Below are 26,827 nucleotides of genomic sequence, written 5' to 3' on the forward strand. Positions count from 1 at the left end.
CCCGGAATTCCGAGCTGCAGACGACGGTAACGGAGAAATCTCGATACATCACGTTGCGATAACAACGGAACTGTCTCAACCCAACGTGGAGGATATTCACGTTTACGCAGCGCATGGTGCGATAAACGCGCGTTACATAACTGTAGTTATATAAACGTTATGTGGTCGAGATCACTGAGAAATAGTGACGGCCGTCGCATGACGATGCCCGAAATAGGCGGTTTCGCGGGCTCGAATCCCCCGCGGCCGACGATACGGGCCGGTCAGGGGCCTAATGCTCGGACACGGTGACGGGCCACCGGTCCACCGTCTCCAGCGCCGTGAGCTGCGCGTTCTCCAGCGCTTCCGCGACACGCCGACGGTAGTGGGAAGCCAGAGCGGGAGCCCGGCCGACGCCACCGGGCCGGCACCGCTCGGCGTAGGCCAGCCAGCCCGAGGCCTGCCGCAGGATCTCGCCGGTGTTCAGCGGCCCTCCCAGCAGCAGACCGCCGTAGTCGGGCGCGACCGCCACCGCACTGCCCAGATGCTGCAGGCAGCGGCCGATTCCCAGTTCGTGACCCAGATCGCGGTAGCGGGTGAGCGCCAGCAGCCACCAGCGCATCGCACGCCGGGGCTCACCGCGCATCCACCACAGCAGCCCCAGCGTTTCGAAGGTGTGCGCGCGACCGGACGGATTGCGCCCGCCGCGGGTGAGCGTTTCGGCCAGCTCGAGACGGTCGCGCGCGGCGTCCAGGCGGCCTTCGTACAGATGTGCGATGGCGAGGTCGTTGAGGGCGCAGACCTCCCCGGCGATATCGCGACGCGGCAGCAGCCACCACGCGCGCTCGAATCCGGCCACGACCTCGGGTAGTGGGTACTCCCCGCCGGGCAAGCGATCGAACTCCCACATCGCCTCCGCGTGCGCCCGGCGAGCGTGCAGGCCCGTGCTCCGGCGCGGGCGGCCGCGTCGCGGCCTCCGGCGCGGGCGCGGCCATCGTCGGCGTGTCGCGGTGTCGGACGGCAGCCCGCAGCGGATCGAGGCCAGTTCGTTGATCTGCGGGTGCGCCGCCGCACTCAGCGCCACCATCGCCCGGGCCGCGGGCCCGTCGGACGGCTCCCCGATCCGCGCGTACCAGAGGTCGAGTGCGTCGGCGATGCGGGCCAGGGCGGGGATGTCGAGCTCGATGCCGTGGTCGCAGTCGGCGCATTCGCGCACCAGCTCGGCCAGCCGGTCCGCCGATCCGGTGAACCACCGATGCGCGCCGGCGCCGAGCCGATCCGAATCCAGGGCCACCGCCCAGCGCGTCGCCCGGTCGCAGTAGTGCCGGATCAGCGCCGGCCAGGCGGCGCGCCACTGCGGTGTGCGGCGGACGACGGCGAGGTCGGGCGAGATCGTGGTCCGGTCCACCGCGAATCGGTCGTGTCCGTCGTGGACGATCACGCCGTGGGCGGCGAGCCGGATCAGAACCTCGCCGGTGGAACGCCGGACCACCGCCTGCTCCCCCGGCAGAACCGTCGCGCTGTCGAGCATCGCGGTCACCGTGTCGTAGAGCGCGGCGGCCTCGTAGCCGGCGAACGGCAGCGCCCGCAAGACGGCGGCGACGGCCGAATCGGCCGCATCCAGCGGTTGCGCCCGGGCCGGGGTGGACGCGGGCAGCGCCGCGACGGTCCGCTCGACCACGGGCGGCGGCTGGACCAGGTCCGCGGTGAGATCCAGTTCCCGGCGGATACGCGCGCCCTCGCGCATATCCATCGTCTTGCGCCACAGCACGTAGAGCGCCGCGGCCGCCACCACCGCGACCGCCACCCAGCGCAGCACTCCGGCCAGCGAGTTCAGCACCCGGCTCTGCCCGACCGAACCCTCCAGCAGTTTCGCCACCACCTCGAGCAGCAGCGACGACGACATCACCCAGGCCGCCCCCAGAAACCCTTGCCAGATCGAGGATTTCGGGGTGGCGATGAGCTGCGACGCGATGTCGTGCTCGGGCCGGTGCGAGTGGCCGCCGCTCATCGCACGATCCCGCCCGTCAATCCCGGAACCAGGAACCGCCGCCACGTCATCAGCAACAGCAGCACCGGCGGGATCGTCGACAGCAGGGCCCCGGCCGCGAGATGGGCGGCGTTCTCCCGGAATTGTCGTGCCTCGCCCCACAGCAGCAGCGACCACGGGCTGACGTCGGCGCCGCTGACCATGAGCCCGATGAAGAAGTCGTTCCACACCTGAATCAGTTCGAGCACCGCGACCGCGCCGACGGCGGGCCATGCGGTGGACACCACGCGACCCAGGACGGCCCACGGTTTGGCCAGACCGTGCAGGGCGTCGGCGGCCGGACCGTCCGAGGGCGCGAGCAGCGCCCCGCGCAGAATGAGGATCGCTATGGGCAGGCCGATCGCGGCGTGCACCACGATCAGCGAGGAGAACGACGTCCCGGTCAATCCCATCCGCTCGATCACGCGCCGGATCGGCCCGACGTAGAGCTGCGCGGGCAGGACGGTGAACACCACCAGCACCACCACGGCGATCCGCGAACGCAGCGCGTCGGCGGGCAGCGCCGCGAGTTGATGGGCGACCGGGAAGGCCGCCCCGATCACCAGGACGGTCGCCCAGACCGCGACCCAGCCGGTATCGGCCATGGCGTGCAACAACTCTCGGTGCTGCCAGACCGATCCGGTGCCGGCGAACGCGGGCCCGTCGGCGCCCACCCAGCTGAAGACCGCCAACGCCAGCAGCGGCCCCAGCGAGAGCAGCGAGACCGCCACGACCCGCGCGACGCCACGCGCGGTGCGCCTGGTACGGACCGGGTCGACGGCCGGGCGGCGCATCCAGCCGACGCGGTGGCGGCGTACGTCGGTCTGCAGAATCCACGCCGCCGAACCGATCAACACCGCCAGCGGCAGCGAATAGGCCGCGGCCACACCCGGATCGGCATCGGGATCCGACACCAGCCGCCACCAGTGCACCGTCGCCGAGTCCAGCGAATACTGCAGCGATCCCGGTACCGCGATCAGGATGATGTCGAAGATCCGCGCCGCGGCGATGGCCACCACGAGGCCCAGAATCAGCAACACCGGCCGCATCAGTTCGAACAGCCGGGCCCGGGTTCGCGCCGCGCCGCGCGCGTCCTCGAGATAGCCGCGCCGCACCGGATCGGCTTCGACGGCGGCGATCGCGGCGCGAAACAGCGCGAACAGCGCACCCAGCCAGCACCAGACGAAGGCCGCGATCAGCATGGACATCAACCAGACGCGCTGCCCGGCCACCCCCGGGACCGGCATCCGGTAGTCGGGGTTCTCGGCCAGCAGGCGCAGGGCCAGTCCGGCCACGAACGCGGACACGCCGAACGGCAGGATCAGCGGCTGCCACGGCCACCAGCCGCGGCGGCCACGCCAGGCCAGTTCCAGGGCGAGGACCAGCACCCCCAGCCCGCACAGCACCCACACCAGGGTCCGGGTGTAGGCGCCGCGCCCACCCGGCCCGAGCTCGACGCCGATTCCGCGGATCGTGACCACGATCGCGACCACCAGAACGGGCCACCACAGGGAACGCCACCGTACGCGTGCGACGATGCCGGCGCCTTCGGGCGCCTGGCGGCGGAAAACGCTCGGCCACAATCGATTTCGCAGTAGTGTCCAGCGACCACGCACGGCCGCCGCCGCCACCGCGCGCACCGCGTCGTCCCGGCGCCACAGCACGGTGCTCGCCGCGACCGCGACCACCAGCAGCGCACACCAGCCGACCATCTCCCACTGGGCACGGACCGCCGTCCAGACCGTGGTGGCGGCCGGCCCCACCAGCAGCAGCAGGATCAGCAGCAGTGCGGGCAGCTGCGCCGGCCACATCGACCATCGCCGGGGGTGGCGGCCCGGGATCACCGGACCGGCGATCCGCGTGAGCGCCGGCTCCAGATCCAGCCCGTGCGCGTGGATATGCCCGGCCGTCATCGCGCTCTCCGTTCGAACTCGTCGAGTGCGCGCACGGCGTGATCGACCGCCGCGTCCAGTCGCTCGGCGTGGCCGTCGCCGACGGTGATGAGCAGATCGGTCAATACCCGCCACAGGCCGTCGCGGCGGCCGGCGGCGCCGATGAGGTCGGCGAAATCGAAGGCGGTCCACGAATGCAGCTCGCCCGCAACCGCTTCCAGCATCGGCGGGTGATCCGGGACCGTACGCGGGCTGGGCGCCAGGAAGCCGCCGTAATCGCCGATCCAGGCCGAGACCGCGGCCGGTGCGGTCAGTGCGCCGAGCACCGGCAGCGCATCGTGTGCGCCGGCCGCGGTCGCGACGATCACGTCACCGCCGCCGATGGCCGGGCGCGGGCCACCGGGCGCCACGGCCGGAAAGGGCATCACGCCGACCGCGTCGGCGGGCCGGCCCGCCCGGCGCAGACAGCTGCGCACGATGGGTTCCGCGAAATCGGGCGCCACCACCATCGCCGCGGTGCGGCGTTCGAACACCTCACGCACCGATTCCGGGAACTGCCGGGTCAGGGTCGCGGCGATACCGCCGGGGAAGGTGCCGCGCGGCGCCCACAGCGTGCCCAGGCGATACAGGGTCGCCCGCACCGCGTCGCGATCCCATTCCCGCGGCCGGTCCGGCTCGCCGGCGGCCACCAAATCCTGGTAATCCCATGCGGATTCGCCGTAGAGGATGTTGCCGAACAGGTCGGCCAGCACCCAGCCGTCGGCACCACCCAGCGCGAGTGGACGGCGGGTGGTCGCCGCCGTGATGCGCTGCGGCCACTGGGAAACGGTCCAGTCGCGCGGGTCGTCGCGCGGCCGGTCGCCGCCGAAGGCATAACGGTCGTACCACACCAGCGATTTGGCGGCCGCCTTGAACGGAATGCCGTAGAGCGCACCGTCTTTCCACAGCAGCGAGCGCCACTGTTCCGGATAGCGCGGGCCCGCCGCGTCGTGCCACAGCGTGGGCGGCAGCGCCCGCAGCACCCCGCCCGCCAGCTCAGTGATCCGGCCGACCTCGGGCAACATCACCAGATCGGGTGCCGAGCGACCGCGAGCCTGCAGGGCGGTATCGATGTCGTCGCCGAGTGGCAGCACACCGACCGTCGCCCCCAGCCCCGCGTCGTCCAGTACGCGGCGGAACGCGGCCAGCTCGGATCCGCTCCAGGGCACCGCGATACGCACCGAGGCGGGGTGGCCGAACAGCACTCCGGGTGCGCACGCGGTCAGCATCGGCGCCAACGCCGCGGCACGCAGCACCGCCCGCCGTGTCGCCATCGCCACCCCCGAGTCCGCGTGCCGTGCACCGACGTTCGAATGCCGGTCCGCATGATGTGCGGACCGGCATTCGAATTGTCGCTGAAATCCGGTTACCCCGTTAACGTCCCGGATATTCCGGCGGCTGCCACGGCCGGCCGCCGGCATCGCCGGGGCGCGGCGCCGGTTGCTGCTGCTGCGCCGGCGGCGACGGTGGGATGGGCGCGCTCTGCGGCGGCAGATGGCGGGGCTGATTGGGCGCGACCAGCGGCGAATCGACCGGTGTGGCCGCGGCGGCCTCGGCGGCCCGCACCGCGCGCTCGGCGGCCGGGTCGGTCTTGATGTCGAACCAGTCGGCCACTTCGTCGGCGTCGTCGTCGGGTGCGCTCGCGGCGCCGTCGTCACTGGGCTCGTAGCGGAAGACGCCGTCCTCCCCCTGGGTTCCGAAGTTGCGGGCGAACCCTTCCAGTGCCTTGCCGAAGTCGCTCGGCACCATCCAGACCTTGTTCGCATCGCCCTTCGCCACCAGCGGCAGTGTCTGCATGTACTGGTAGGCGAGCAGCTCCGGGGTCGGTTTGCCGGATTTGATTGCGGCGAAGACCTTTTCGATCGCCTTCGCCTGGCCCTGCGCCTGCAGGTAGGCGGCCGCGCGTTCACCCTGGGCGCGCAGGATCCGGCTCTGCCGCTCACCTTCGGCGGACAGGATGGCCGACTGCTTGGAACCTTCGGCCGCGAGGATCTGGGACTGCTTGGCACCCTCGGCCGTCTTGATCTGCGCCTCGCGGTTACCTTCCGCGGTGAGAATCATCGCGCGCTTCTCACGGTCGGCCTTCATCTGCTTCTCCATCGATTCCTGGATCGACGGCGGCGGATCGATGGCCTTCAATTCCACTCGTGCCACCCGCAGGCCCCAGCGGCCGGTCGCCTCGTCGAGGACGCCGCGCAGCTGGGAGTTGATCTGGTCGCGGGAGGTCAGCGTCTCCTCCAGGGTCATGCCGCCGACCACGTTGCGCAGGGTGGTGATGGTCAGCTGCTCGACCGCGGCGATGTAGTTGCTGATCTCGTAGACCGCGGCCTGCGGGCTGGTGACCTGGAAATACACCACCGAATCGATCTGCACGGTGAGGTTGTCCTGGGTGATCACCGGCTGCGGCGGGAACGACACGACCCGTTCGCGCAGGTCGACCTTCGCGCGGATCCGGTCGGCGAACGGGACCAGGAATGTCAGCTGGCCCGATACGGTGCGCGAATATCTGCCCAGCCGCTCGATCACCGCGGCCTCGGCCTGCGGTACCAGCGCGATCGACTTGAAGACCACCACCGCGACCAGCACCACGATGACGATCGCGACGATCAGTACAGCCATTACGGCCCCTTCCAGACGACGGCGTGCGCGCCGTCGATCTTCATGACGTAGACGGTCTCACCCTCGGCATATTCATCGGCCGGGTCGAACGGGCGTGCGCTCCACACTTCGCCACCGATCTTCACCTGACCGCTGTTCTCGTTCACCGCCTCCAGCACCTTCGCCGTCTTCCCCGGCAACGCGTCGACATTGGTCGGCGTGGGCGGTGGAGTCGCGAAGCGGCGCAACAACATCGGGCGAACGACGAACAGCAGCCCGATGGCGGAGATCGCGAACACCACGGCGTCGATCACCACCGACGTCTGCGCGATCCCGGCAACCCCCGCGGTGATCAACGCCGCCCCGCCCAACATGAGCAGCGTGAAGTCACCGGTGAGCATCTCGGCTGCGGCGAGCAGAATTCCCGCGACCAGCCATACGATTGCGGCCACGAGTCAACCGTACCGTGCCTGTCCGTTTTTCCGCGCCTTTAAGCGGACGAGTCGAGCGGAAACACGCCGGTCACCGGTCCGGATCCGGTGGGCGCCAGCCTTCGCCGGCCGGACCGCATCGCCGGTCGTGGCCTCGCCTCCCGCCGAACGGCAAGGGAAACAGGTAGTTTCGGCCGGGTGAGTGCGCGCGATTACGGTGACATCTATTCCGGACACGCTCGAACCCGCAAGCGCGCGGTACCGCAGGTCGTCGCCGAACGCGATCTCGTCGCCGAGGACGCGGCCAGCGGATTCTGCGGCGCCGTCGTCGGTTTCGAGCGCACCTACGACGGCGACTTCGTGAAACTCGAGGACCGCGGCGGCCGGGTCCGGCTGTTCGCCTTGCGTGAGGCGGCGTTCCTGATCGACGGGCAGCCGGTGACGCTGGTCCGGCCGAAGGCGACCGCGCCGGCCGCACCCACGCGCTCCGCCTCGGGCTCCACGCGGGTGGAGGGACTGCGCGCCCGCGTGGCGCGGGCCAGCCGGATCTGGGTCGAGGGCGTGCACGACGCGGCGCTGGTGGAACGCGTGTGGGGGCACGACCTGCGGGTGGAGGGCGTGGTCGTGGAGCATCTGGAAGGACTCGACCACCTCGCCGAGCGCCTGACCGACTTCCGGCCGGAGTCCGGCCGCCGGGTCGGGGTGCTGGTGGACCACCTGGTCACCGGGTCCAAGGAGACGAATCTGACCACCGGCCTCGGCCCCCACGTCCTGGTCACCGGCCATCCCTACATCGATATCTGGCAGGCGGTGCGGCCGCAGGCCGTCGGTATCGAAGCCTGGCCGCGGGTGCCGCGCGGTGAGGACTGGAAGACCGGCGTCTGCCGCCGCCTCGGCTGGGGTACCCCGTCGGAGGGCTGGCGGCGGGTCTACAACGCCGTCGACAGCTTCCGCGATCTGGAGGCGCCGCTGCTGGGCGCGGTGGAACAGCTCATCGACTTCGTCACCGAACCGGAGTGAGGCCGCCGGTCCGCCGTACGCGTGCCGATTCACAGGGACCGTGGTTACGCTGGCCGGTATGACGCCGCTGCAGCGTTACATCGCGGAGGAGATCGGTACCGACCATGCCGAGGGCCTGCTCAGCCGCCGGGAGGCGCTGCGGCGGCTGAGCCTGCTCGGGCTCGGCACCCCGGCGGCGGTGGCGTTGCTGGCCGCCTGCGCGCAGCGGTCCGGCACTTCGGCGGGGAGCACGAAGCCGACCGCACCGTCGAGCTCAGTACCACCGCCGGGAACCGCGACCGCGGTCCAGCCCACCGCGATCACGTTCGCCGGCCCCGACGGCCGCGCCCTGCAGGCCGCTTGGGCCGCCGCGGCACAACCTCGGGGCGGCGTCCTGGTGATCCACGAGAACAAGGGCCTCACCGACCACATCCGTTCCGTCGCCGGGCGTTTCGCCGGAATCGGGTATTCCGCGCTCGCGGTGGATCTGCTCTCCGAAGAGGGCGGCACCGCCACCTTCACCGACCAGGCCGCGGCCACCGCGGCGCTGGGCAAGGCACCGCAGGATCGTTTCATCGCCGATCTGCAGGCCGGTGTGGCGGAACTGGGCCGCCGGGTGCCGGGAAAGAAGCTGGGCGCCACGGGTTTCTGTTTCGGTGGCGGTCTCACCTGGCTGCTGCTCACCCATGGCACCCGGGAGCTGGCCGCGGCCACCCCCTTCTACGGCCCGTATCCCGGTGACGACGACATCACCACCGCGACGGCGGTTCTCGCCGTGTACGGCGCACTCGACAAGCGTGTCGACGCGACGCGTCCCGCGGCCGAGGCGGCGCTGAACCGAGCCGGGGTGCCGCACGAGATCTTCGTCGCCGACGACGCCAATCACGCGTTCTTCAACGACACCGGCCCGAATTACCAGCCCGCCGCGGCCGCCGCCGCCTGGCAGCGCGTCACCGACTGGTACGCGCAGTATCTCGGGTGAGACGCGCCGGTGCGACAAGGCTCGCGGTCTTCGCGGCCGGTGTCGTCGCAGTGGGTGCCGCGATGGCGGGCAGTGCGGTACGTCAGCCGGTGACGCAGCCGCCGGTCGTGCGGGCGACTCCTCCGATGGGGTGGAATTCCTGGGATTCCGGGATGTCGCCGAGCGAGCAGTCGGTGCGCGAAACGATCGACGCGATGGTGTCGGACGGTCTGCGCGACGCCGGTTATCGCTATGTCGATCTGGACGCGGGCTGGGCTGCGCCGCAACGGGATTCGTCGGGCGATCTCACGGCGGATCCGGTCCGGTTCCCGCACGGCATGGCGGCGGTGGCCACCTACGCCCACCAACACGGTATGTTTCTGGGCCTGTATTCCAGTCCCTTCAACGAGATCTGCGGGCAGACCCCAGCGACCGCGAGCCGCGGCCACGAGCTGCAGGATGCGCGGCGATTCGCCCAGTGGGGTGTCGACCTGCTCAAATACGACTGGTGCCGGACCGATGCGAATCACGATGAGCAGGTTCGTGATTTCGCCCGGATGCGCGACGCGCTGCGATCGACCGGTCGCAGCATCGTCTACAGCATCAATCCCAACAGCTCCGCCGACGCCCGCGCCGGCGTCGACTACGACTGGTCCGCCGTCGCGAACTCGGCCCGCAGCACCGCCGATCTGATTCCGATGTGGCGCAACACCTTTCCCGAGCCCGATATCGGCGGATTCGACACCACGTCGGTCCGCGGTGTCGCCGATGAGGCCGACGCCGCCCTCCACGCCCGGCCCAGCCGGCCGGGATACTGGCCCGACCCCGACATGCTCGTCGTCGGGCTGTCGATGTCGCAATTCCTGGGAGCCCATCTGGACGGCCTGCCCGGAACCGCCGTGCGCCGGTCGGCACTCACCGCCGACGAGACCGCCTACCTGGCCCGCCGGTTGGGGATATCGCCGGACACGCTGGCGATGCTGCGCAATCCGCACACCCTCTCGCCCGCCGAGGAACAGGCCCATCTGTCGCTGTGGGCGATGCTGTCCGCCCCGCTCATCGCGGGAAACGATGTCCGCACGATGGACGAGCCCACGCGCGAGCTGCTCACCCATGCCGGGGTGATCGCCATCGATCAGGACACCCGGGTGGCCCCCGCAGTCCCGCTCCCCCGCGATCACCGGATCCTCACCAAACCTCTGGCCGACGGTTCGGTCGCGGTGGCACTGCTCAACCCCGGCGAGCAGCCGCTCACCCTCGCGACCGGCGCCACCGAAGTCGGTCTCGCACAGGCACGGTCGTACACCGTGCACGACATCTGGGCCGCGACGACGACGGTGACCGACGGCCGCATCGTCGCGCCGGACATTCCCGCCCACGGCGTGGCGCTGCTGAGGATCACTCCCGGAGCGTGAGGTTTCAGGGCCGACCGGACACGGAGGATCTCCGAAACATCCTGCCCTCCCATGCCCGGCGACTGTAACGTGTTCCACGCCTGGGCTTTCCAGCGAACGGACCGTAGGGGAATCGGATATCGATGGTGAGTTTCTTTCGTGAGGACGGTGGCCGGCTCGTGGCCCAGCGGCTGGCCGCGAACCAGAATGCCGACCGTAAGATCGCCTGGCACAGTCTGCCGCCGCTGGTGGCGGGCGAGGCGATCACTCCGTTCCAGCGCGCCGCGATCCTCGGCGACGGCACCAACCACGTCTGCCACTGGGGCTCGGAAGGGGCCGGTTACATCAATGCCGATGTGACGGTGAACCTTTCCCGCCTGCCCCGCGGACACGAACTGGGGGTGCGTGCCGACAATTCCATCGCCTCGGGCGGTATCGCCGTCGGCGTCGCCACCCTCTACGACCGCACGGGTCCTGTCGGCACCAGCGTGATCAGCACTCTGTCCAATGCGCGCCGTCGCATCGATTTCGCGCGTACCTCCGCCGCCGAGATCGGCGGCGCTCCCGGCTGATTCGCGCATTTCCTTCACATCCACCCGGCAGGGTATCCGCCGTCCCACGGCCGAGGGCGGATGCGGGAGAGGCCGAGTTGCGGCTCGCCGCCGAGATACGACCGCAGCAGCACCGCGGCTCGCTGTCGCCACGCGCGATCGACACGCGTGCCGCGATCGGCGACGATGGCTGCGAGCCGGGTGCGGAAACGCTGTTCGCTCATGCCGAAACGTACGAGGATCTCCTCGTCCGGCGGCCCGCCGTAGGGCAGCCACAGCATGGCGAAATCGATGATTGCCTGTTCTTCGTCGGTCATCGTTCACTCACGAGATTCGCGGGCCCCGCCGCACGGCGCCGGGGCGGTCGGACTTTGCGGTACCCGTCGAAGTGTAATATTGTCCAGACAGGTGTCCATATCTGTGGCGCCCACGACCGCAGGCCACTTCCTCCACACCGGAGGGGAAGAAGCGACACGCCATGGCGACAACACCGCACAGCCCGTTCGACGTCGCGAGTACTCGAAGCCTGATCGCGCCGGAAATCCGGCGTCGCATTCGCGCGGCGGCCGGCTCCGACCCCGACCCGGACCGCATGAAGGCACTCGAAGCGATCTATCTAGGGACAGTGCTCACCGCGAGCATGGGTTACTCACTGCACAGCGGCGCCTGCTCGGTGGAACATGTCGCGACCAGGATCATCTATCGATGATGTCCCCCCTGGGCCTCGAGCGCTCGACGAACACGGGCCGGGCGTGAACCTCGTGCGGGCCCGTGGCTGATCAGTGACGATCCGGCTCCGGATCGCCGAATCGAGCACGGATCGCACCCCACGGGTCGGCAAACGCGCGTGAGCCGTCGCGGTACGGCGACAGCCGTCCGAGATACCAACGGACCACCGGCGTGGACGGGCGGGCGAGAAACCGCACTATGCCTGTCCTGGAACGGATTTCGGCGAGCATATCCGGGAAGGAGTGATGCTGGAAGCGCAGCACGTCCTGGGAGCGTGCAGTATCCATCCAGTCGGTGGCGAACCAGTCCGCATCGCTGTCCGGGTCCCCGTCCAGTCCGCGCGGGATGGCCCCGGGCAACCCGGAGGCCGCGGCGATCGAGGCGCCGATATCGCACTGTCGCAGCCGATGTGAAGCGTCGCCGCCGATCAGGAAAACCTCGCGCACGCACGGCGTGCCGATCGCGGCCGTGAACGCGGCGGCCACATCGCGCACGTCGACCGTGGTGATTCGCCCGTCGGCCGGCAGCGCCGCCTCGAAGGTGAGCACGTCACCGTCCAGGCCACGCATCGGCTCGACGGTGAGTACGCCGCCGAGCCGCAGAATCACCCACTCCGGTCGCGACGCCCGCACCAGCCGTTCGGCCTCCGCCTTGTGCGCGCCGTACAGATCCGCCGGCCGCACCGGAGTGTCCGGCGTGAGCAGTCCGCCGGACCGATGCGGATTGCGGGCGCCGTATACCGCGATACTCGACGCGAGCACGAACCGCGGCGGCGCGGTGAGTTCGGCCGCGGCGTCGAGCAGTGTGGCGGTGGCCTCCACATTGACGGCGCGGGCGAGGCCGCGGCGCTGGTAACAGACCGGCGGGATGATCGCGGCAAGATGGACGATCGCGCTCGGACGCACCGAGCGCAGCAGCTCACGAACCTGCTGCGGCACGGTCAGATCCGCCCATCGCACCTCCACGCCGGCACCGGTGAACCTTCGCGCCGCGCGGCGGTTGGCCGGGATGTCGAGGTCGGTGGCGATGACGCGGGACCCGCCTGTGGCGAGGGTGCGCACCAGCGCGGTGCCGACCAGCCCGAACGCACCGGTGACGAGTACCGGCCCCGAAGTCATTCGGCCACAACGCTTCCGGCGATCAGCGGCAGGTCGAGGGCGGTGCGGATTCCGGCGGGGGCGCCGACCACCGCGGGGATGGCGTTGACGATCCGGCCCGCGGCGGCCACGATCGCCGCGTGATTGTGGTCGCCGTGGCGGCTGGTGGGACAGATGTCGACGGTATAGGAGGGTTCGCCGACGATCTCGACCCGATAGGACCCGCCGGGCTGGGCCGGCTGCGGCCAATCGGGTCGCAGGTCGCCCCGCAGCCGGGTGGTGTGCTCGATGACGATGACCGGGCGGCCCTTCACCAGCCCGCGGATCTCGAAATGTATTGCCGCGACCGACCCTTCGGGCACGTGCCCGGCGGCGATGTCGAAGCTCTCCGGCGCCGGTTCCCGCTCGTAGGATTCGGTGATCTCGTCGACGGTGATGCCCAGCCCCGCCTCGAGTTGCCGGATCGTCGTGCCCCAGGCCATGCCCAGCACCCCGGGCTGCAGCAGCATCGGCACCTCGTCGAGGGGTTTGCCGAATCCCATGACGTCGAACATGACCGTCGCGCCGTCGTAGGTGGCGTAGTCGGCGATCTCCGAACACCGCACCTGTTCGATGTCGCGGCAGGTGCCGGCGAAGGCGAGCGGGATCAGATCGTTGGCGAAACCGGGATCGATGCCGGTGATGAAGATGCTGGCATCACCCTCGCGCGCAGCCGCCTCGATGGCGGCGAAGAACTTGTCCGGCAACACCTTCCACGGATACTGCAGCAGTCCCGGAGCCGATCCGACGATGTCGACGCCGGCGGCCAGGATGCGGCGGCAGTCCTCCAGCGCTTCCAGCAACCGGGTATCGCCCATCGCGCAGTAGACCGCGCAGTCCGGGCGCAGGGCGAGCACCTCCGCCAGCTCGCCGGTCGCGCGGATGCCGGTGGCGACGTCGAGGCCGGCCAGTTCGCCGGCGTCCTTGCCGACCTTCTCCTTCGTTGAAACGCACACGCCGACCAGTTCGAAGCGCGGGTCCTCGATCAGGCCGGCCAGTGCGAGCCGGCCGACATTGCCGGTGCCGATGTGCACGACGCGGATGGGCATTCGTCTCTCCTCGGATCGCTGCGGCACCGCAGGCGGCCGGCGTCGCTGCCGTACCGGCGGGTGATCATACGGGCCGCAGTCGGACAAGTGTCTGGACAGTACTACGATCCCGCGCCGGCCGACAACAGATCACCCGCGCGAACAGCGGTCGGACCTCTGGAACAGTGTCTAGAACATGTTCCAGTTTGCATGGTAGCGTCACCGGCATGGGACGTGTAGACGGCAAGATTGCACTCATCAGCGGGGGCTCGCGAGGTATGGGTGCGGCCCATGCGCGACTGCTCGTCGCCGAAGGCGCGAAGGTCGTGATCGGTGACATTCTCGACGACGAAGGTGCGGCTCTGGCCGGCGAACTCGGGGATGCCGCGCGTTTCGTGCACCTGGACGTGACCGAGCCCGCGGACTGGGCGGCGGCGGTGTCCACGGCCGTCGGCGAATTCGGCAAACTCGACGTGCTGGTCAACAACGCGGGCATCGTCAACGGCAATTCGCTGCGCAAGTTCGAACTCGAACAGTGGCGCCGCATCCTCGATGTGAACCTGACCGGAACGTTTCTCGGCATGCAGGCCGCGGTCGAGCCGATGATCGCCGCCGGCGGCGGATCCATCGTCAACGTCTCCTCGATCGAAGGATTGCGCGGCGCGCCGTGGGCACACGGCTATGTCGCCTCCAAGTGGGGTGTGCGCGGCCTGGCGAAGTCGGCCGCACTCGAGCTGGCGCCGCACAACATTCGCGTGAATTCGCTGCACCCCGGGCTGATCCGCACACCCATGACCGCCGCCATCCCCGACGATCTGGTGACGATTCCGCTGGGCCGTCCGGCACAGCCCGAAGAGGTGGCGACCTTCGTGCTGTTCCTGGCGAGCGACGAATCCTCGTATGCGACGGGCTCGGAGTTCGTCGTGGACGGCGGACTGGTGACCGCGGTACCGCACAAGACCTCCTGACCCCGGACGACATCCCCTCCAGGAGCACAGATATGCCCCAAACAGAAACCAGCACAATCGATCCCGCGACTCTGCTGCGGCTGCCGACCCACAACGGGCACGCCCTGCTCGCCGGACTGCGGCGCCATCGGCGCGACCCGGTGATGACACTCGGCGACACCGTCCTCACCGGCGCCGACGTCATCGACGCCATCAGCCGATACATCGCCGCGTTCGCCGCCCACGAGGTCGGGCTCGGCACCCCGAGCGCGCTGCTCGCCCTCAACCGTCCCGAGGTGCTGTTCATCCTCGGCGCCGGCCAGATCGCCGGACATCGGCGCACCGCACTGCATCCGATGGGCGGGCTCGACGACCACGTGCACGTGCTGACCGATGCCGGTATCACGAATCTCGTCATCGATCCGCAGCCGGCGTTCGTGCGGCGCGCGCGCGAACTGGCCGACCGGGTTCCCGAACTGAAGCGGATCCTCGTCCTCGGCCCGGTCCCGGAGGAACTGGCCGACATCGGCGTCGACTTGATCGCCGCCGCAGCCCAATACACGCCGGAACCGATCGAAGCCGTCGATATCCCACCGGATTTCGTCGTCTCGATCAGCTACACCGGCGGCACCACCGGCAAGCCCAAGGGTGTCATCGGCACCGCCGGCACCATGGCGACCATGACCCAGATCCAGCTCTCGGAATGGGAATGGCCGCAGCGCCCGCGATTCCTGATCTGCACGCCGCTGTCGCACGCGGGCGCCGCGTTCTTCCTGCCGGTGGTGCTGCAGGGCGGGCAATGCGTGGTACTTCCGCGATTCGACGCCGGCGAGGTGCTGCGCGCCATCGAGGAACATCGCATCTCCGCGACCATGCTGGTGCCGTCGATGCTGTACGCGCTGCTCGACCATCCCGATATCGACTCGCGCGATCTGTCGTCGCTGGAGACGATCTACTACGGCGCCTCGTCCATCGATCCGAAACGCCTTACGCAGGCCATCGCGCGGTTCGGTCCCATCTTCGCCCAGTACTACGGCCAGTCCGAAGCGCCGATGGTGATCAGCTATCTGGCCAAGGACGAGCACGACGAGGCTCGGCTCACCTCCTGCGGCCGCCCGTCGGCGGCGTTGCGCACCGGGCTGATCGGCACCGATGGCAAGCGTGTGGCGCCGGGCGAGGTCGGCGAGATCTGTGTATCCGGGCCACTGCTGGCCGGTGGTTACCTGAATCTGCCGGACGTCACCGCGGAGACCTTCCGCGACGGCTGGCTGCACACCGGGGATCTGGCTCGCGAGGATCCGGACGGCTTCTGGCATATCGTCGGACGCAGCAAGGACATGATCGTCACCGGCGGCTTCAACGTCTTTCCCAGAGAGGTGGAGGATGTCATCGCCGCCGACGCCCGCGTCCAGGGCGTCGCCGTGGTGGGCGTCTCCGACCCCCGCTGGGGCGAGGCGGTGACGGCCGCGGTCGTCTTCGACCCTGCCACCGCGGCCGATTCCGACGCGGTGGCCGCGGCGATCGACGACATCCAGCAGGATGTCAAGCGCCGCAAGGGTTCCGTGCAAGCTCCCAAGCACATCGTCGTGGTCGACGCGCTGCCGTTGACGGGGCTGGGCAAGGTCGACAAGAAGGCCGTTCAAGCCCTCGTCACCGCCGAACTCGAGCGGTAGGTCGTCACCCGGCCTTACGAGCGCGCCCCGCGCCCTCCGCGCCCCGGCTCACCCACGACGTCGGCGAGACGTCGTGCGCCGGTGGCGATCTCGGTCGCCACCGCCATATCGAGCCGGAATTCGTGGTCGGCGGCCGGCGCGGGGCCCTCGTGATGGCTGATGCCGGCGGGGCCGATGACGTAGTGCAGTGCCGCGTCGCCGATGTGGACCGTGACCGTGCCGGCGGGCACGACATCGGCGACCGCGCGTCCCAGCGGCAGCGCGAACCAGTGTGCGCGCACCGCGTCGGTGGCGCGACGCTCCCCCAGCAACGGCGCCCCCCATTCCGAGAGCGCTTGCAGCACAGGCCGTAGCGCCGCGCCGGCGGGGGTGAGCTCGTAGACGGCGGCCGCCGATCGCGACCCGACCTTGCGATGGGTGAGTATGCCGTCGCGTTCCAGATCCTTCAGCCGGGCCGCCAGAATATCGGTGCTGATGCCCGGGAGATCGGCGAACAGATCGCTGTAACGCCTTGGGCCCGAGCACAATTCGCGAACCACCAGCAGATTCCAGCGATCACCGACGACTTCGAGCGCGCGGCTGACCGGGCAGTAGTGGTCATAGGTTCGGCGTGGCACATCCCCAGCCTATCCCAGCACTTGGAAAATCCAAGCATAAACTTGGAATAACCAAGTACAGTAGGCGGCCTACACGCCGGAAGGGGATGTTCATGCAGGTCAACCAGTCCAGCAAACTCATGGGAGTCTCGTACGAGATTCGCGGCCCGGTTGCCGAGCAGGCCGCGCGGCTGGAAGCCGAAGGCCATCACGTCGTCAAACTCAACACCGGCAACCCATTGCCGTTCGGCTTCGAGGCGCCCGCGGAGATCCTGCAGGACATCGTCCGCACATTGCCGGCCTCGACCGGCTACTCGTCCTCGAAGGGCCTGTTGCCGGCGCGGCGCGCCGTGGTGCAGTACTACCAGACCCTCGGCCTCCCCGACGTCGGCGTCGAGCAGGTCTTTCTCGGCAACGGTGTCTCCGAGCTGATCATGATGGCGCTCACCGCGCTGCTCGAGAACGGCGACGAAGTCCTCGTTCCCGCACCGGATTTCCCGCTGTGGACGGCGGCGACCACGCTCAACGGCGGGCGGCCGGTGCACTACATCTGCGACGAGGGCGCCGACTGGTATCCGGATACGGCCGACATCTCGGCCAAGATCACCGACCGCACCCGCGCCCTGGTGCTCATCAACCCGAACAATCCCACCGGCGCCGTCTACCCGCCCGAGGTGCTGCGGGAAATCCTCGACCTCGCCCGCCGCCACAACCTGGTGGTCTTCGCCGACGAGATCTACGACAAGATCTACTACGACGGCCTCACCCACACCTCGATCGCCGCGCTGGCGCCCGACCTGCTGTGCCTGACCTTCTCAGGCCTGTCCAAGGCCTATCGCTGCGCGGGCCTGCGCGGCGGCTGGCTGGTCGTCTCCGGGCCCACCGGCCACGCGGAGAACTACCTCGAGGGCCTCACCATGCTCGCGGGATTGCGGCTGTGCGCGAATGTCCCTGCGCAGCAAGCGATTCAGGCCGCACTCGGCGGGCACCAGAGCATCTACGACCTGACGCTGCCGGGCGGACGCCTGCGCGAACAGCGCGACCGCGCCTGGGAGGCGCTCACCGCGATCCCGGGCATCACCTGCGTGAAACCCAAGGGCGCCCTGTACGCGTTCCCGCGCATCGATCCGCGTGTCTACGCCATTCACGACGACGAACAGTTCGTGCTCGATCTGCTCCTGCAGGAAAAGCTGCACATCGTGCAGGGCACCGGTTTCAACTGGTCGACCCCCGACCATTTCCGGATCACCACCCTGCCGCATGCCGACGAATTGGAGGCCATCATCGAGCGCATCGGCCGCTTCCTGTCCACCTACCGCCAATAGCCGCGTCGCCTGATCGGTGCGCCCGGGTCCGTGCCGCCTCTTTCTTCACTTACCCACCGCCGCACCCCGCGCGCCCGGTACGATCTATGGGCGCACAGGGTGTGACCAGCCATATCCGGATGCCGTTTCGCGAACCGGACGAGTGGCCGTCGCACGGCAGTCCCTATCGACTCTCGGCCGTTCGTGCGAGCCCGAGAGAATCCAGCAGGCATCGAGGCCGCGCCCCGACGACCACGGATGGACACGTGCGGGTGGGCGGCCCCGGATCGGATCGACGGCGATCCGATGACTCTCCGTCCGGAGGTGGATGGTGGCCGAGAAATTCGAAGGACATATCGCGCTCGATATTCGTGATTCCGTCGCCGACTGGAAGCCGTTCGCGGAACCGACCGCACCCCGCGGCGCACCGAATGTGCTGTATCTGGTGTGGGACGACATCGGAATCGCCACCTGGGACTGCTACGGCGGGCTGGTCGAGATGCCGAATATGAAGCGAATCGCCGATCACGGAATCCAATTCACCCAGTTCCACACCACCGCGCTGTGTTCCCCGACTCGCGCGTCGCTGCTCACCGGAAGGAATCCGACATCCGTCGGTATGGCGACCATCGAGGAGTTCACCGACGGCTTCCCGAGTATGAGCGGCAGGATTCCCGACGACACCGCCCTGTGTTCGGAGGTTCTCGCCGAGCGCGGATGGAATACCTACGCCGTCGGCAAATGGCATATGACACCGCTCGAGGAGAACAACCTCGCGGCCTCGAAGCGCCATTGGCCGCTGGGACGCGGATTCGAGCGGTTCTACGGATTCCTCGGCGGCGAAGCCGACCAGTGGTATCCCAACCTGGTCTACGACAATCACCCGGTCACCGCGCCGTACTCACCGGAGGACGGATACCACCTGTCGAAAGATCTGGCCGACAAGTCGATCGAGTTCGTTCGTGACGCCAAGGTCATCGCTCCGGACAAACCGTGGTTCATGTATCTGTGCCCCGGATGCGGTCACGCGCCGCATCATGTCCCGCGCGAATGGGCGGACAAGTACCGCGGCACATTCGATATGGGATACGAGAAGTACCGCGAGATCGTGCTGGAGAACCAGAAGCGGATGGGGCTGATCCCGGAGGACACCGAACTGTCGCCGATGAATCCCTACGCCGACGCCACCGGAAGCAACGGCGAGCCCTGGCCGCTGCAGGACACGGTGCGCGCATGGGATTCGCTGTCGGAGGACGAGAAACGGCTGTTCCGTCGCCAGGCGGAGGTCTTCGCCGGATTCCTGTCCTATACCGATGCGCAGATCGGACGGCTTCTCGATTATCTCGAGGAGAGCGGGCAGCTCGACAATACGATCATCGTCGCCTTCTCCGACAACGGCGCCAGTGGTGAGGGCGGTCCGAACGGGTCGGCCAACGAGATGAAATTCTTCAACGGCTACGTCGACACGATCGAGGACAGCCTGGCCAAAATCGACGAGCTCGGCTCGCCGACCACCTACAACCACTACAGCATCGGGTGGGCGATGGCCTTCAACACCCCGTACAAGCTGTACAAGCGCTACGCCTCCCACGAAGGCGGCATCGCCGACCCGTGTCTGCTCTCGTGGCCGGCCGGAATCGCCGCCCGCGGCGAACTGCGCCACCACTATCTCAACGTCTGCGACATCACCCCGACGGTCTACGACCTGCTCGGCATCACTCCGCCGGACACGGTGAAGAACGTCGCGCAGCGCCCACTGGAAGGGGTCAGTTTCCGGGCCCTGCTCGACGACCCGAACGCCGATCCCGGCAAGCACACGCAGTTCTATTCGATGCTGGGCACCCGCGGCATCTGGCACCGGGGCTGGTTCGCCGACACGGTGCACGCGGCGTGCCCGTCGGGCTGGGGGCATTTCGACAGCGACCGGTGGGAGCTGTTCCATATCGAACACGACCGCAGCCAGATGCACGACCTGGCCGGCACTCATCCCGAGAAGCTGGAGGAATTGAAGGCGCTGTGGTTCTCCGAAGCCGAGAAGTACAACGGTCTGCCGCTCTACGACCTCGACATCGTGTCGGTGATGCTGCGCGACCGGCCGACGTACGCCGCGGCCCGCGACACCGCTGTCTACTATCCCGGCATCGCCGAGGTGGGGCCGGGGGCCGCGCTGGAGATTCGCGGCCGATCCTTCGCCTTGCTCGCCGAGACGACCATCACCAGTCCCGGCGCCGAGGGTGTGCTCTTCGCCCACGGCGGGCGCCTCGGCGGGCACACCCTGTTCCTGCGGGACGGACATCTTTATTACGTCTACAACTTCCTCGGCGAGGAGGAACAGGTGATGGTCTCCGACCGCCCGGTACCGCTCGGTGACCACATCCTGGGCATGCGCTATGAACGGAAGGGCACCCGGCCGGACAATTTCACCCCGACCGGAGAGGCGGTCCTCTACATCGACGAGGACCCGGTGGCGTCGCTCGACGATATGCGCACCCAGCCGACCGTGTTCTCCGGCGTCGGCGAGGGGGTCCGGGTCGGTCGCGACAGCGGCCAGTCGGTCACCCCGCGCTACCACGCGCCCTTCCCGTTCACCGGCGGAATCATGCACCAGGTCGTCGAGGATGTGAGCGGTAAACCGTACCTCGACCTCGAAATGGCTGCCGCCGCTGCCTTTTCGAGGGATTGAGGCCGTCGGCCGCGGCAACCCCGGCGCGCACGTCAGCTGCACCAGTGCCCACGGGATCGCCGCGGCACCACTATCCTCGAACCATGTGTTCTCCCAGTGCCACGCTGACGGTGTGGGCGGGCTCGTGGCTGGCGGGCCGCAGCGCGCCCGACGACGTGCTGGACGCGTTGCGCGCCTGGTCGCCGCAGCACAGTGTCGCCGCCGGTGACCCGCTGACCGGCGGACGGACGGGACTGCCGTGGCCCTCGGCCGAGCCGTTGGAGGCCGGCACCGGAATCATGGTCCTGCTCAAGGTCATTCGCGAGGCGATGGCCGCGCCTGGGGCGCAGATGCGGCTGGTACTGCCCGTGCCCGGCGATGCGCGCGGATTGCCGGTCGGCACCGAATTCGCTACGGCGGCAATGGATGCCGAAGAGGGCGTGATCGCCGGCGTACCGGGCGGCGAGGGTGTGGCGCTGGTACCGCAGTGGACCGACGAGGAATCGCTGCAGTGGACGGTCTTCCACACACCCATTCCGGTCCCGGCGCCGGATATGGCGCTCGGCGAGGCCGAATTCGCGATGCGGGAAGCGGTGCGGGAGGCCGCGGAAGCCCTGATGCGATTACATACCACCGCGATCGGCGGTGACGACGATCCGCGCGAATTGATCGAGGCCGAATTGGCCGCCTGCTCACGCCACATCTACCCCGACTCGGCGCCGCTGCGGGCCCGCCGCATCCTCGATTCGGCCGACCACGTGGCCGCGATCCTCACCGTGGCCCAGCAGACGGCCCCCTCCTCCCCCAGCTCGGCCAGCGCCGTGCAGGCCCAGGAGACGCTGCTGCGTCCGCTGTGGAACGCCCTGCGCGCCGCCCGTCTGGCCGCGGTGAACGCGGCGGCGGGCCCGCGTTAGGGCGCTGCCGCGCCGGTGTTCGGCCCGGGCAGGTTCAGTTCGTAGTCGTTGTAGCGCCCGCACACGCGCATGCCGATCCGGGCCAGGGCCGCGCGCAGCGCCTCGTCGTCGAATTCGAACACCCGCAGCACGGTGATATCGGGCATCACGGCGCGCAATTCGGCGACGACCGCACCGAAGGCCGCGGCCAGCAGATCGGCGTCGGCCTCGCGGTGGGCGAAACCCTCCTCAGCGCTGATGTAGGCCTCGGCGCCACCGGCGAAGGTCGTGATGGTGGTGATCGGTTCGGTCGCCGAGTGGGCCGAGAGCACGGTGGTGAGCAGTACCCGTCCGGGCGGGTCGGCCGATTCGGCGAGGGTGTGCACCAGCCGCCGCAGTGGCGCGGTGGTGTCCGGGGCGGGAGGCCGGGTGAGGTCGAGCTCCCACAACCGCGCGTATTCGTCGACCCGCCGCGCACCCAGTTCGACCGCCGCACGCCCCGAGGGGCCGATATCGGTGCCCTGCCAGCGCAACACCCGGTACCCGGCGGCAGTGGCCCGGCGCACCGCCTCGGCGGTCAAGCGGCAGACCATCTCGGTTTCGTCCGCCTGCGGTTCGGACTCGTCGGCGCGGCCCAGATACAGCGAATGCACGAGGCGTTGCGCGGACACCGCCTGCACCCACGCCTCACCCAGGCCGGCATCGCGCAATTCCGCCCAGCCCAGCAGCTCACCGCCACCGCGGGCCGCGATCACACCCAGCAGATCGGCGGTGCCGTCGGCGACGGACATATCTTCGAGCAGGGGCAACCCGGTGCGGCCCGCCAGCTCGGCCGCCAGCCGCAAACCCGTTCCCGGATGCTGGTCCCACTCCAGCGCGATGTCCACCTCCGCACAATAGCGGTGAATTAGCTGATCGCAGGCCAGTTACCGCACGAAACGTCGCCGACCGGCCGACGCGCTCAGTGCTTGCGCAGTACCGTCTCCCCCTCGCCCGGTTTCCAGATCACCACATCCATATGCCCGCCGCCCACCTCGACCGCCGAGGCGCCGGTGATATCGGCGGCGAAGAACGGATCCAGGCGCTGCCCGCGCCGATCGAAACCCGTATCGGCGTAGAGCGATTCGGCCCAGCGGCGCTGCAGCTCCGCATCGGGCACCTCGCGCACCACGCCCCACAGCTTGGCGTCCCCGTCGCCGACCTGCGGGTCGACCGTGGCGGTGTGCAGGCAGAAGCGCGGGTCACGGCGCAGATCGGCGAATTTGCGGGTGCCCGGCATGCCCACCAGCCACAACTGTCCCTCGAACAGGCGTGGTTCCAGCGGGCTGATCCGTGGGTACCCGTCGCGGCGAGTCGTCGCCAGCAGGCACAGATTGCCGGCCGCCGCGTGGCGGCGCACGAAGATTCCCGCGATGCGCGGGGCGGCACCGGCGAATTCGCTCCACCTCGTCATGGTCGTACGGTAGAACTTTCGGCGGACATGTCATACAGCATCGAGGTCGTCATGAAGATTTCCCCGCGCCGGGCCGCCGGCGCCGTCGCCGCCGCGCTCGCCTGCGCTCTGGTGCCGACGACCGCGGCGCAGGCCGTGGTCGGCGGGGTCCCGGTCAGCGCCGCCGACTATCCGTGGCTCGCGGCCATCGGCACCCCCGCCTATGCGACGAGGCCCGGCGGTCAGTTCTGCGCCGGTGCCCTGATCGCCCCGGACCGGGTGCTCACCGCCGCGCACTGCGGCGCCCTCGCTCGCACGCTGCCGGGGACGACGGTGACCTTCGGCCGCAACGATGTGGCCGGGCACGGCGGGGTCACCGTCGGCATCGCCGATGTCCGGATCGACCCCGGTTTCCGGGTGTCGGTGTTCGGCACGGATCTGAGCTATCACCACAATGTCGCCGTCCTGGTGCTCAGTGCGCCGGTCGCCCTGCCGACCGTGGCCGTGGCGGCGCCACAGGGAGATACGGCGAGGGTGGTCGGCTGGGGCGCCACCTCCGAGGACGACCAGTCCAACAGCGTGCTGCGGGCGGCGACGGTGCCGCTGGTGCCCGATGCGGCCTGCGCGGTCGCCTACGGCGCCGAATTCGATCCGGGCGAGGCGCTGTGCGCGGGCTCTCCCGCCGCCGACACCGGTGAATTCGACAGCGGCGGACCGCTGTTGGTCGACGGCAAGGTCGCCGGGATCACCTCGTGGGGTAAGGGTTCGGCCGAACCCGGATTTCCCGGCGTGTACGCGCGGGTGCCGGCACTCGACTTCTGATCACCGCACACGGACCGGCTGGGCGGGCGCGACCGGGCGGAACGAATCCGGATCGGCGGCCTCCCAATCGGCGCGCCAGCTCGCCGGTGGATGGACGAGCAGCTCCCCCGGCGCCAGCCATTCGTAGAGTTCGGCGTACGACCGGATCTCGTTGGGCGCCACCTTCTTCCGCAGCATGTGGGTGTCCAGCTCGGCGGGGTCGTGCACGCCCATCGAGGCCATCATCTGCATCGCCTGGCGCACCGTGGCCTCGTGATAGCGCTGCACCCGCTCGGCCTTGTCGGCGACGTCGAGGGCGCGGGCACGCCGCGGATCCTGGGTGGCGACGCCGACCGGGCACTGATTGGTGTGGCAGCGCTGGGACTGGATACATCCGACGGCCATCATCATCGCCCGCGCGGCATTGGCGAAGTCCGCGCCCTGCACCAATCGCTTCACGATATCCGTGCCGGTGGCCACCTTGCCGCTGGCTCCCAGCCGAATCCGGTCGCGCAGGCCCGTTCCGACCAGTGCGTTGTGCACGGTCATGAGCCCGTCGGTCAGCGGCAGGCCGACGTGGTCCTCGTATTCCAGCGGCGCGGCCGCGGTACCGCCCTCGGCGCCGTCGACGACGATGAAATCGGGTGCGGTCCCCTCGGCGATCATCGCCTTGCAGATCGCCAGGACATCGGTGCGCGAACCGACACACAGCTTGAACCCGATGGGTTTGCCGCCGGACAGTTCGCGCAGGCGGACGATGAAGCGAATCAATTCGCGCGGGGTGTGGAATTCCGAATGCGACGGCGGGCTGACACATTTCTCGTGTGCCGGCACCCCGCGATAGCGAGCGATCTCCTCGCTCACCTTCGCGGCCGGCAGAACCCCGCCGAGTCCGGGTTTCGCGCCCTGACTCAATTTCACCGAGATCGCCTTCACCTGGTCGTAGCCGGCCTTCTCGGCGAACTGCTCCGGATCGAAGCGGCCGTCGCGGGTGCGGGTGCCGAAGTACGCCGATCCGATCTCCCACACCAGATCCGCGCCGCCCTCCAGATGGAACGGGGTCAGCCCGCCCTCACCGGTGTCGTGTGCGAAACCGCCGCGGGCGGCGCCGATGTTCAACGCGCGCAGCGCATTCCCCGACAGCGCGCCGAAACTCATCGCCGAGATGTTCAACAGCGACATGGCATAGGGTTGCCGGCAGTCCGGCCCACCGATCAGCACGCGCGGCGGCTGCTCCGGCTCGGGCAGCGCGGCGACCGAATGGACGAGGAATTCGTAGCCGACCGCTTCGATATCGCGCTCGGTGCCGTAGGACAGTTCGCCGTGAATTCCCTTGGAGCGCTCGTAGATCATCGTCCGCACGTCGCGGTCGAAGGGGCGGCCGTCGAAATTCCGCTCGATGAAATACTGCTGCAGTTCCGGCCGGATACTTTCCAGCAGATAGCGCATATGCCCCAGCAAGGGATAGTTGCGCAAAATCGAATGCCGGCGCTGCACCAGGTCGTAGGCGCCGACGAGAACGAGCAAACCCGCTCCGGCGACGAGGATCCACCACGCCCACGAGCCGATCGCCGCGACCACGCCCAGAACGATCACCATCACCGTGAGCAGACCGAAGAGGAAGAACCGCGTCATCGCTCCACCGCCACCTTTCGCACGTTCATACCGAGGGCATACCCGCTCGGCGGCAGTTATTTTCGGCGGCGCACGGGTTCACAGCACCCGGGTGCGCAGATCGCCCCGTTGCGGGTGCAGCCGAACCCGGGCACCGCGCCCAGGCGCCGAGGGTCGGTCCCGTCGAGATGTTCGCCGACCAGTTCGGCGACCATGCGGGCGAAGCGCGGATCCGGGCCGGGGGTGGCGGCGCGGGCGAAGGCCATACCGAGTTCGGCGGCCTTCTCGGCGGCCTCGTTGTCCAGGTCCCAGACGACCTCGAGGTGATCGGAGACGAATCCCACCGGGCAGACCACGACGGCATCGACCCCCTTGCCGGACAGCGCTTCCAGATGGTCGACGATGTCGGGTTCCAGCCACGGCACCTGCGGCGGTCCGGAGCGCGACTGCCACACCACGTCGAAGTCGTCGAAACCCGTTGCCGCCGCGCACAATCGGGCCGCCTCGGCGACCTGCCGGCTGTAGAGGTGGCCGCCGTCGGCGGGCGGTCCGGCCGCGATGTCGGCGGCGACCGGAATCGAATGGGCGGTGAACACCAGCCGGGCCCGGTCACGCGATTCGGCCGGAAGCCGGCCCACCGCCGCGCGCACGGCGTCGGCGAAGGAGTCGATCAGCAGCGGATGATCGAAGTACTGCCGGATCTTGGTCAATTCCGGCGCCCCGTCGACGGCCGCACGAGCACGCTCGATGTCCTCGTCGTACTGGCGGCACCCCGAGTAGCCGCCCCACGCCGAGGTCGGGAACACCAGCGCGTGGCCGATGCCGTCGGCGCGCATGGTCGCGACGGTCTCCTCGACCATCGGATGCCAGTTGCGATTGCCGAAGTACACCGGCAGATCCACCGCGCGCGCGGCGAATTCGGCCTCGATCGCGGCGATCAGCTCGCGGTTGAGCGCGTTGATCGGCGAGACACCACCGAAGTGCAGGTAGTGCTGGGCCACCTCGTCGAGGCGTTCCCGCGGTACGCCCCGGCCGCGGGTGACGTTCTCCAGGAACGGCATCACGTCCTCGGGGCGTTCGGGACCGCCGAAGGACAGCAGGAGCAGTGCGTCGACGGTCCCGGTCACGGCTGATTACCT

24 protein-coding genes are annotated in these 26,827 nt (G+C 69.1%); 11 read left to right on the forward strand and 13 right to left on the reverse strand.

What is annotated here, in order from left to right:
• Nucleotides 1-271 precede the first annotated feature (271 nt).
• The 5 genes from NA3_RS16760 to NA3_RS16780 all read right to left on the reverse strand — a co-directional run bounded on the left by NA3_RS16760 (nt 272) and on the right by NA3_RS16780 (nt 6,989).
• Nucleotides 272-1,990: a hypothetical protein gene (locus NA3_RS16760; RefSeq protein ID WP_062964519.1), complete on the reverse strand. Its 1,719-nt coding sequence runs from the start codon at nt 1,988-1,990 to the stop codon at nt 272-274.
• The gene (locus NA3_RS16765; RefSeq protein WP_062964520.1) at nt 1,987-3,921 is read right to left on the reverse strand and encodes a hypothetical protein; all 1,935 of its coding nucleotides are present in this window, start codon (nt 3,919-3,921) and stop codon (nt 1,987-1,989) included. Before NA3_RS16765 ends, NA3_RS16760 begins: the two co-directional genes overlap by 4 nt.
• On the reverse strand, nt 3,918-5,213 hold the full coding sequence (locus tag NA3_RS16770; protein WP_062964650.1) for an ABC transporter substrate-binding protein: 1,296 nt from the start codon (nt 5,211-5,213) through the stop codon (nt 3,918-3,920). The genes NA3_RS16765 and NA3_RS16770 overlap by 4 nt, the downstream gene beginning before the upstream one ends.
• Before the next feature lie 100 nt (nt 5,214-5,313).
• A complete protein-coding gene (locus NA3_RS16775; RefSeq protein WP_062964521.1) occupies nt 5,314-6,558 on the reverse strand; it encodes an SPFH domain-containing protein in 1,245 nt (414 codons plus the stop codon).
• Nucleotides 6,558-6,989 carry an NfeD family protein gene (locus tag NA3_RS16780; protein WP_036502267.1) on the reverse strand — a complete coding sequence of 144 codons (432 nt, stop codon included), beginning with the start codon at nt 6,987-6,989 and terminating at the stop codon, nt 6,558-6,560. Before NA3_RS16780 ends, NA3_RS16775 begins: the two co-directional genes overlap by 1 nt.
• Before the next feature lie 177 nt (nt 6,990-7,166).
• Here NA3_RS16780 and NA3_RS16785 point away from each other — a divergent pair, with 177 nt between their 5' ends.
• From NA3_RS16785 to NA3_RS16800, 4 genes are all read left to right on the forward strand, one after another.
• Nucleotides 7,167-7,988 (forward strand): DUF3097 domain-containing protein, encoded by an 822-nt coding sequence (locus NA3_RS16785; RefSeq protein WP_062964522.1) that lies wholly within the window; start codon nt 7,167-7,169, stop codon nt 7,986-7,988.
• Nucleotides 7,989-8,046: 58 nt separating this feature from the next.
• Complete coding sequence (locus NA3_RS16790) at nt 8,047-8,949, forward strand: dienelactone hydrolase family protein (protein WP_062964523.1); 903 nt, start codon at nt 8,047-8,049, stop codon at nt 8,947-8,949.
• Complete coding sequence (locus NA3_RS16795; RefSeq protein WP_062964524.1) at nt 8,946-10,343, forward strand: glycoside hydrolase family 27 protein; 1,398 nt, start codon at nt 8,946-8,948, stop codon at nt 10,341-10,343. Before NA3_RS16790 ends, NA3_RS16795 begins: the two co-directional genes overlap by 4 nt.
• 122 nt (nt 10,344-10,465) lie before the next feature.
• The gene (locus NA3_RS16800) at nt 10,466-10,894 is read left to right on the forward strand and encodes a hypothetical protein (RefSeq protein ID WP_174561081.1); all 429 of its coding nucleotides are present in this window, start codon (nt 10,466-10,468) and stop codon (nt 10,892-10,894) included.
• 14 nt (nt 10,895-10,908) lie between these two features.
• On the opposite strand, the gene NA3_RS16805 is transcribed toward NA3_RS16800, so the two are convergent.
• A complete protein-coding gene (locus NA3_RS16805) occupies nt 10,909-11,190 on the reverse strand; it encodes a DUF3263 domain-containing protein (RefSeq protein WP_062964526.1) in 282 nt (93 codons plus the stop codon).
• A gap of 161 nt (nt 11,191-11,351) precedes the next feature.
• On the opposite strand from NA3_RS16805, the gene NA3_RS16810 reads away from it, so the two are divergent.
• On the forward strand, nt 11,352-11,582 hold the full coding sequence (locus NA3_RS16810; RefSeq protein ID WP_062964527.1) for a hypothetical protein: 231 nt from the start codon (nt 11,352-11,354) through the stop codon (nt 11,580-11,582).
• A 70-nt stretch (nt 11,583-11,652) separates the two neighbouring features.
• On the opposite strand, the gene NA3_RS16815 is transcribed toward NA3_RS16810, so the two are convergent.
• The gene (locus NA3_RS16815) at nt 11,653-12,720 is read right to left on the reverse strand and encodes an NAD-dependent epimerase/dehydratase family protein (protein ID WP_062964528.1); all 1,068 of its coding nucleotides are present in this window, start codon (nt 12,718-12,720) and stop codon (nt 11,653-11,655) included.
• Nucleotides 12,717-13,787, reverse strand: a complete 1,071-nt coding sequence (locus tag NA3_RS16820; RefSeq protein WP_062964529.1) for an NAD(P)H-dependent amine dehydrogenase family protein — start codon at nt 13,785-13,787, stop codon at nt 12,717-12,719. Before NA3_RS16820 ends, NA3_RS16815 begins: the two co-directional genes overlap by 4 nt.
• Nucleotides 13,788-13,993: 206 nt before the next feature.
• On the opposite strand from NA3_RS16820, the gene NA3_RS16825 reads away from it, so the two are divergent.
• The gene (locus NA3_RS16825; protein ID WP_062964530.1) at nt 13,994-14,734 is read left to right on the forward strand and encodes a glucose 1-dehydrogenase; all 741 of its coding nucleotides are present in this window, start codon (nt 13,994-13,996) and stop codon (nt 14,732-14,734) included.
• A gap of 32 nt (nt 14,735-14,766) precedes the next feature.
• Nucleotides 14,767-16,386 (forward strand): fatty-acid--CoA ligase FadD8, encoded by a 1,620-nt coding sequence (gene fadD8 / locus NA3_RS16830; protein ID WP_062964531.1) that lies wholly within the window; start codon nt 14,767-14,769, stop codon nt 16,384-16,386.
• Nucleotides 16,387-16,400: 14 nt separating this feature from the next.
• Here the strand turns inward: fadD8 and NA3_RS16835 are convergent, their stop codons facing one another.
• Nucleotides 16,401-17,003 carry a winged helix-turn-helix transcriptional regulator gene (locus tag NA3_RS16835; RefSeq protein ID WP_062964532.1) on the reverse strand — a complete coding sequence of 201 codons (603 nt, stop codon included), beginning with the start codon at nt 17,001-17,003 and terminating at the stop codon, nt 16,401-16,403.
• Between the two features lie 86 nt (nt 17,004-17,089).
• Here NA3_RS16835 and NA3_RS16840 point away from each other — a divergent pair, with 86 nt between their 5' ends.
• The 3 genes from NA3_RS16840 (at nt 17,090) to NA3_RS16850 (ending at nt 21,862) form a co-directional block, all read left to right on the forward strand.
• Nucleotides 17,090-18,307: a pyridoxal phosphate-dependent aminotransferase gene (locus NA3_RS16840; RefSeq protein ID WP_372464227.1), complete on the forward strand. Its 1,218-nt coding sequence runs from the start codon at nt 17,090-17,092 to the stop codon at nt 18,305-18,307.
• Between the two features lie 307 nt (nt 18,308-18,614).
• A complete protein-coding gene (locus NA3_RS16845) occupies nt 18,615-20,969 on the forward strand; it encodes an arylsulfatase (RefSeq protein WP_062964533.1) in 2,355 nt (784 codons plus the stop codon).
• An 83-nt stretch (nt 20,970-21,052) separates the two neighbouring features.
• The gene (locus NA3_RS16850; RefSeq protein WP_062964534.1) at nt 21,053-21,862 is read left to right on the forward strand and encodes an Rv1486c family protein; all 810 of its coding nucleotides are present in this window, start codon (nt 21,053-21,055) and stop codon (nt 21,860-21,862) included.
• On the opposite strand, the gene NA3_RS16855 is transcribed toward NA3_RS16850, so the two are convergent.
• Together NA3_RS16855 and NA3_RS16860 are read right to left on the reverse strand one after the other, a co-directional pair.
• Complete coding sequence (locus NA3_RS16855; protein WP_062964535.1) at nt 21,859-22,728, reverse strand: hypothetical protein; 870 nt, start codon at nt 22,726-22,728, stop codon at nt 21,859-21,861. The two genes, NA3_RS16850 and NA3_RS16855, sit on opposite strands and share 4 nt — an antisense overlap.
• A gap of 74 nt (nt 22,729-22,802) precedes the next feature.
• The gene (locus NA3_RS16860) at nt 22,803-23,294 is read right to left on the reverse strand and encodes a pyridoxamine 5'-phosphate oxidase family protein (protein WP_062964536.1); all 492 of its coding nucleotides are present in this window, start codon (nt 23,292-23,294) and stop codon (nt 22,803-22,805) included.
• A gap of 27 nt (nt 23,295-23,321) precedes the next feature.
• On the opposite strand from NA3_RS16860, the gene NA3_RS16865 reads away from it, so the two are divergent.
• On the forward strand, nt 23,322-24,095 hold the full coding sequence (locus tag NA3_RS16865) for a S1 family peptidase (RefSeq protein ID WP_227995179.1): 774 nt from the start codon (nt 23,322-23,324) through the stop codon (nt 24,093-24,095).
• Here NA3_RS16865 and NA3_RS16870 read toward each other — a convergent pair whose 3' ends face one another.
• Both NA3_RS16870 and NA3_RS16875 read right to left on the reverse strand, forming a co-directional pair.
• Complete coding sequence (locus NA3_RS16870; protein WP_062964537.1) at nt 24,096-25,709, reverse strand: FMN-binding glutamate synthase family protein; 1,614 nt, start codon at nt 25,707-25,709, stop codon at nt 24,096-24,098. It abuts the gene before it with no gap.
• 56 nt (nt 25,710-25,765) lie between these two features.
• Complete coding sequence (locus NA3_RS16875) at nt 25,766-26,815, reverse strand: ferrochelatase (protein ID WP_062964538.1); 1,050 nt, start codon at nt 26,813-26,815, stop codon at nt 25,766-25,768.
• Between the last annotated feature and the right edge of the window lie 12 nt (nt 26,816-26,827).

The sequence above is a fragment of the Nocardia africana NBRC 100379 genome, assembly GCF_001612635.1.
Taxonomy (GTDB): Bacteria; Actinomycetota; Actinomycetes; order Mycobacteriales; family Mycobacteriaceae; genus Nocardia; species Nocardia africana.